We start from the raw sequence: 6,292 nt of genomic DNA, 5'->3' as shown, positions 1-6,292 counted from the left end.
CCTGGCGCGCTACAAGCCGGCCATGACGCGCAACGACATCCATCCCGCGCCGCGGCGCCGACGCCGCTGACCCGGCCGCGCCGCATGTGCGCGCGTCATTTTCCCGACGTTGACTTGTCCCTGCCCCTGGGGCACCCAAGGGACCTACTCCAGAGGACCGAGCCATGATCCCGTCCGTTCTGCCGACCTACAACCGCGCGCCGCTCACCTTCGTCTCCGGGGAAGGCGCCTGGCTGACCGAGGCGGACGGGCGACGCTTTCTCGACATGGGCGCAGGTATCGCCGTGAACGCGCTCGGCCACGCGCATCCCGCGCTCGTCGAGGCGCTCAAAGCACAGGCCGACCGGCTCTGGCACGTTTCCAACCTCTACCGCATCCCGGAGCAGGAGGCGCTCGCCGACCGGCTGGTGGCCGAGACCTTCGCCGACACGGTGTTCTTCACGAACTCGGGCACCGAGTCCCTCGAACTCGCGGTCAAGATGGCGCGCCGGCACTGGCACGCCGCAGGCGAGGCCCGGCACGAGATCGTCACCTTCGGCGGGGCCTTCCACGGCCGGTCCACCGCTGCCATCGCGGCGGCCGGCTCCGAGAAGATGACCGCGGGCTTCGGGCCGCTGATGCCCGGTTTCGTCCATGTGCCCTGGGGCGATCACGAGGCCCTGCGCGCCGCCGTGACCGAGCGCACCGCCGCCGTGCTGATCGAGCCCGTGCAGGGCGAGGGCGGTATCCGCGCGCTGCCCGACCCCTGCCTCGCCGGCCTGCGTGAGCTCTGTGACGCGACCGGCGCGCTCCTGATCCTCGACGAGGTGCAGTGCGGCATGGGCCGGACCGGCAAGCTCTTCGCCCACGAATGGGCCGGCGTCGCGCCCGACATCATGATGGTCGCCAAGGGGATCGGCGGCGGCTTCCCGCTGGGCGCGGTGCTGGCGAGCGAACGCGCCGGCGCGGCCATGACCGCGGGGACCCACGGCGCCACCTACGGCGGCAACCCGCTCGCCTGCGCGGTCGGGCTCAAGGTCATGGAGATCGTGGCCGACCCGGCCTTCCTCGGGCAGGTGCGCAGCCGCGGCGCCGACCTCCGCACCGGGCTCGAACGCCTCGTCGCCGCACACCCGCAGGTCTTCGAGGAGGTGCGCGGCCGCGGCCTGATGCTCGGACTCCGGTGCCGCCTGCCCGCGGCGGAGGTGATGAAGGCGGGCTTCGCCGAGGCGGTGATCACCGTGCCGGCGGCCGACAACGTCCTGCGCCTGCTGCCGCCGCTCACGCTGAGCGCGGCAGAGGCCGAAGAGGCCCTCTGCCGCCTTGACCGCGCCGCCGCCACCGCCCGCGCCGCGGCGCAGGCCGCCTGAGCGGGAAGTTTTCCGAGGGAACCGCCCCTGCCGTCCGGGGGCGGTGCACCACTACCCGGCCCGCGGCCGAGAGCGCGATCGCGGGTGACGCATGGCATGTGCGGGTGCCCGCTCGACGCCTCCCGCCCCGGCAAGGAGAGCGGCGCACCGATGTCGCCGCGTCCGGATAACGGCGAAGGGCGGCCGGCCGACCGGCGCGCAAGGCGCCATCACGGGCGCGGATCGGGCCTGCAAGGTGGGGCTTCGACCCCGTGCGTGCGATGGCGTCATCACCGACGCAGGAACTCCACTGCGACGACAGCCGGGGGACCCCACCGATGCCCTCCCTGCCGCGGCTCTCCCGGCGCCGGCGCGTGCCGCTCAGGGCGCGCGGGGCGCATCGCCGCGCACTCGGTCGGCTCGGGCGGCGTCATGGCCGCCGCAGGCCGGAGGGGCGTGTGCGCGCCCTGAGCATCCTTCGTCCGACACCTCGCATGATCTGGACGCCTTGCCGTCGACCGACGCATTTCGCCAGGCCGGAAGGACGTGGCAACCGTCGGCGCACCGACTGCTGTCATGAAGACGCAGCCGCCCCCCACGGCACAGCGATGGCGTGGGAGGCGGTCATATCCATGCCCCATGCCGCCAGGTCAGGTCATGCGGCAGCCGTCTGAGGGGTTACTCGCTCATGCCGCCCGTGCCGGTGCCGCCCGTGCCGGTTCCCGTGCCGGTCCCAGTACCGGTCCCTGTGCCAGTACCGGTTTCGGCCTCCGGCATCGGCGCGGGCTCCTGGTTTCGGAAAACGTAATCCGGCGCCTCCTCGGCCTCTTCCCGGGTAATTCCGAGCGTGATCTCGTTGCCGTCATAGTCGATTTCGAGCTCCGACCAGTCCACCGCGATCTCCTTGGAGCCGAAGCCGAGAAACCCGCCGACCGAGACGACGGCAGCGTTGACCGTCCCCTCCTCGAGGTCGAGGATCAGGTCCTCGATGGAGCCGATGGAGGCACCGTCCGGCGTGGTCACCCGCGCGCCCAGCATCCAGTCGCCGCGGACCTCCGATCCGCCCTGGCTTTCCACGATCACCTCTTCCGCGTCCTGCGCGATCGCGGGAAGCGCAACGAGGGGTGCGGCGATGGCCGCAATCAGCATGGGTCTGAACATCGTCTTTCCTTTCAAGGCTGTCTTGGATCGTGGTCGTCAATCGGGGCGCCGGAGGTGCTGCCTCAGGTGCCCCTCCGCACACCGCGCAAAGAAAACGCGTCCGGTCCGATCCGGTTCGGAAACCAGGCCGGCATCGGCGGACCTTCGCCGGAGACCGCCCCGACTTGGGGCCGTGGACGCCGGCGGTGGACCGCGGCCTTTCGGACCCTGCATGCAGGGTCTGCCCTCAGATCCCGCCCCGGAAAAGGCGCGCGCGATGGACCGAATCCATCGCGCGCGAAGTTCGACAGGGAGGTACAGACGCCGGCGTCCGGGTGACGGCGAAAACCATGCCGTGCCCCCGTTGCGGGCCCCGGACCCACCCGGGACGCCGGAAAAAAGTGCCGCGGGCGCGGACCCGGAGTCGCCTCCGGGCCCGCCTCCCGCGACAGGTGCGGCACCGGGAAGACGGTGGTGCCGCGGGCAGATCCGCCAGAGGCCGGAACAGCTCGTCCCGAACCGGAATGCCCGACCGACGGGGGAAGTTTGCGGATGTGCATCCCGGTCGCCTCCGTCGAAATCTGCCGTGTGACGCATGAGGCCTGCGCGGGGTCCGGCACGCGCGTGGCGCACGGCCCCGACAAGCTACGGTTCGGGTCTCAGGTCGGCGACTCCGACAGAGCCTCGTTGACGCGCTCCGCGATCGAGGGATCCTCGTTCGCGGCCTCGATGACCGCGTCGTATTCCTCGACCGTCAGGTTCGGCGTGTCGCGCACGGCCTCGACCATCTCCTCCGTCGCGGCCTCGTTGATCTGCTGGCGCTGCTCGTCGCTCTCGGCCGCCTGATACTGTTCCATGTAGCTGTTCCGGATCTCCTCGACGCGGACCTGCGCGGCCGCGAAGGCCTCGATGGTCGCATCGTCGATCTCGGCGGCCTGAGCCAGCACGAGCGGCGCCTGCTCCGACGCGGCGTCGCCGGCGACGGCCACGACCGGCAGGGCGCCCATTGCGGCGACAATGCCCGTTCCGGCGAGAAACGCCTTGATGTTCCGGGTGTAAGACATGACTTTCCTTCCTCCGTTTGGTTCGCCGGCCGTGACGCGATGCGCCCTGTCCGACCCGGTGAACAGGACAGGCCCGGGTCCGCTTCGGTTCCGCGCCGGCGAAAAAAAATCTCCGGACGGCCAGGCGGGGGAACTTTCCGTGCCGTGCGGCTGTCCACACAGAGCGGCGCAGACGGCCGGGGGAGAGGATGCAGGAAACCAAATGGCTGATCGCACGCGAGATCCCGCGCTTGCGGCGCTACGCCCTTGCGCTGACGCGGGATCCCGCCGCGGCCGACGATCTGGTGCAGGACACGCTCGAACGGGCGATCCGCAAGCGCCACCTCTGGAAACGACACGGCAGCCTGCGCGGCTGGCTCTATCGCATGCTCTACAACGTCTTTCTCAATCAGACTCCGCGGCGACAGCGCCGGGCGCGCGAGATCGACCTGGACGACGCGCCGGAACCCGTCGCGCCCGAGTCGCCCGAGGCGGGCCTTCTGCAGCGCGACATCGTCACGGCGATGCAGGCGCTTCCGGCCGAGCAGCGCGCCGCCATCGCGCTGACGGCGGTCGAGGGCCTGTCCTACGACGAGGCCGCCGCCGCGCTCGACATTCCCGTGGGCACGCTCCGGTCGAGGCTGTCGCGGGGGCGCGAGCGCCTGCGCGAGACCTTCGACACGTCCGAGCCCCCTGTTCGCCAGGTGAAGTGACATGACCGACCCAGACACCCTCGACGACCTCGATCTTCTCGCGCTGGCGGACGGTCGCCTCGACGACGATCCGGCACGCAAGGCCGATGTGGAGGCGGCCGTCGCGCGCTGCCCCGGGGCCGCTGCACGCCTCGCGGACTACCGCGCCCAGACGGCCGCCCTGCGCGCGGCCTACGCCGGCAAGCTGGCCGAGCCCGTGCCCGAACGGCTCCAAGCCGTCGTCCGGGACATGGACCGCCCGCGGTCGCGGCCGGTGATGCGGCGCGCCGCGGCCGGGATCGTGGCCGTCGCGGCGGGGGTCGGCGGCTGGTTCCTCGGCCAGGAGGGTGGCGACTCGTCCCGGCAGGCCCTCCTCGACGAAAGCTATCGCCAGTTCGTGCTGCGCGGCTCCGATCCCGCGGCCTCGACGACCGGCACGGCGAGGCAGGTCGTGGCGCCCGGCCTCGACTGGGGCGCGGAGGACGTGGCGATCCGGCTGTCTGCACCGGACCTCTCGTCGGAGGGCTTCGCTCTCGTGGAGAAACGCGCGCTGCGCGAGGGCGACGATCAGATCGTGGCGCTCGACTACGCCGCAGAGGACGGCACGGGCTTCAGCCTCTTCATCGCCCCGCGCTGGGAGAACCGGCCCGGTCCGATCGTGGACGAGGAACGCGACGGCGTGACCCTGGCATACTGGCACGACGGGCCTCTCGCCTCTTCGATCGCGACACGCCTGCCACAGGAACAGGCGCGGCGGCTGGCCGAACGCGTCCGGAAGGCGATGCAGGACGAGACGACCGCTCCGCCGGCGGCCATCGAACCCGATTTCCGGCCTCTGGACACGCCGCCCGCCGGCGTCCTCGCCGACACGCTCGGCGACACAGGCGCCCGTGGCACGGCCGAATCGCTTGGCGACAGCGGCGCCCGGGGGGCCGGCAGCATGGAGGCGGCTCCCCTGCCAGCGGTCGCGCCGGAGTGAACGCTCCCGCAAGGAACGACGCGAGGGTCACGGGCTTTCGGGATCGGCTGCCGCGCCCTGCTCCGCCGCGCGCGAGGCGCGCGCGTCCGCAAGGATCTCGAAGGCCTCGCGGATAACGTAGAGGCCGATGCCTGCGCCGACGATCAGGTCGAGCGCACGGATCTCCGTCACGAGAACGGCGATCCCCGAGGCGATCACTGCCACGTTGGCGATCAGGTCGGCGCGGGTGAATATCCATGTCGCGCGCAGGTGAACCTCCCCGTCGCGGTACCTGCCGAGGAGCTTCAGCACCGTGGCGTTCACCACAAGCGCGACGGAGGCGACGACCACCATCAGCAGCCCTTCGGGCGGCTCCCCCGAGATCGCGCGCCGGACGACGTCGAGCAGAACGGCACAGCCGAGGACCAGGAGGAGGATGCCACTCGCCATGGCCGCGTTCGACTTGAACACGCCGCTTCGCCCGATGGCCAGAAGCGCGACGGCGTAGGCGGCGGCATCGGCGAGCATGTCGAGCCCGTCCGCGATCAACCCCGTGGAATGCCCGATGATCCCCGAGGTGGTCTCCACGACGAACATCACCGCATTGAGCGCGAGGGCCAGCTTGAGCGTCCTGCGTTGCTCCGCCGTTTCGGGCGTGACGGGTGTACAACCGCACTCGGCCATGTGGCCTCCCCTTCGGACCGTCGCGACACCGGGGCGCCGCGTCCCCGTGGGTCGCGGCGCAAGGGCATAGGGTCGAGACAACCGCACGGAGGCCGGATCGTCAATGCGGCGCGCGCGGAGCGGCACCCCACGCAGCGCCGGCATGTGACACCTCGGCACAAGCGGCACGCAGTGTCGACCCCGTGGCGCACAGGCGCCGCCAAAGCCGTTTCATGGCGGACAAGCGCGTCGGAGCGGCCTTGCAGTCGCATGTCTGATCGTTTATCGACGATTTACGAAACGAGGGCCCACATGCACGATCCGGATATTCAGATCGCCGATCTCGCCAAGGCGCTCGCGCATCCGGCACGGCTGCGCATCCTGCGGCTGCTGCTCGCCACGCCCGGCTGCATCGGCGGCGACATCGTGGGCGCCGTCGGCCTGGCGCAGTCCACGGTGTCCGAACAC

Annotated in this window: 6 protein-coding genes; 3 read left to right on the top strand and 3 right to left on the bottom strand. The window is 71.2% G+C overall.

Translation table 11 applies throughout. From position 1 onward, the window contains the following. Window positions 1-164 precede the first annotated feature (164 nt). Window positions 165-1,349, top strand: a complete 1,185-nt coding sequence (locus tag ACESL7_RS11635; protein ID WP_372893490.1) for an aspartate aminotransferase family protein — start codon at window positions 165-167, stop codon at window positions 1,347-1,349. A gap of 657 nt (window positions 1,350-2,006) precedes the next feature. On the opposite strand, the gene ACESL7_RS11630 is transcribed toward ACESL7_RS11635, so the two are convergent. After that, window positions 2,007-2,489 (bottom strand): PRC-barrel domain-containing protein, encoded by a 483-nt coding sequence (locus ACESL7_RS11630; protein ID WP_372893489.1) that lies wholly within the window; start codon window positions 2,487-2,489, stop codon window positions 2,007-2,009. A 638-nt stretch (window positions 2,490-3,127) separates the two neighbouring features. Then, window positions 3,128-3,532: a DUF4168 domain-containing protein gene (locus ACESL7_RS11625; protein ID WP_372893488.1), complete on the bottom strand. Its 405-nt coding sequence runs from the start codon at window positions 3,530-3,532 to the stop codon at window positions 3,128-3,130. A gap of 188 nt (window positions 3,533-3,720) precedes the next feature. On the opposite strand from ACESL7_RS11625, the gene ACESL7_RS11620 reads away from it, so the two are divergent. Together ACESL7_RS11620 and ACESL7_RS11615 are read left to right on the top strand one after the other, a co-directional pair. Further along, window positions 3,721-4,224, top strand: coding sequence for an RNA polymerase sigma factor (locus tag ACESL7_RS11620; protein WP_372893487.1), 504 nt, complete (start codon window positions 3,721-3,723; stop codon window positions 4,222-4,224). A 1-nt stretch (window position 4,225) separates the two neighbouring features. Beyond that, entirely contained in the window at window positions 4,226-5,182 is a 957-nt protein-coding gene (locus ACESL7_RS11615) for an anti-sigma factor family protein (protein ID WP_372893486.1), read from the top strand. 27 nt (window positions 5,183-5,209) lie between these two features. Here ACESL7_RS11615 and ACESL7_RS11610 read toward each other — a convergent pair whose 3' ends face one another. Continuing rightward, window positions 5,210-5,845 carry a cation diffusion facilitator family transporter gene (locus ACESL7_RS11610; RefSeq protein ID WP_372893485.1) on the bottom strand — a complete coding sequence of 212 codons (636 nt, stop codon included), beginning with the start codon at window positions 5,843-5,845 and terminating at the stop codon, window positions 5,210-5,212. Window positions 5,846-6,292 lie beyond the last annotated feature (447 nt).

This window comes from Rhodosalinus sp. (assembly GCF_041685465.1).
Lineage (GTDB): Bacteria > Pseudomonadota > Alphaproteobacteria > Rhodobacterales > Rhodobacteraceae > Rhodosalinus.
This window is presented reverse-complemented; position numbering and strand designations above follow the sequence as displayed.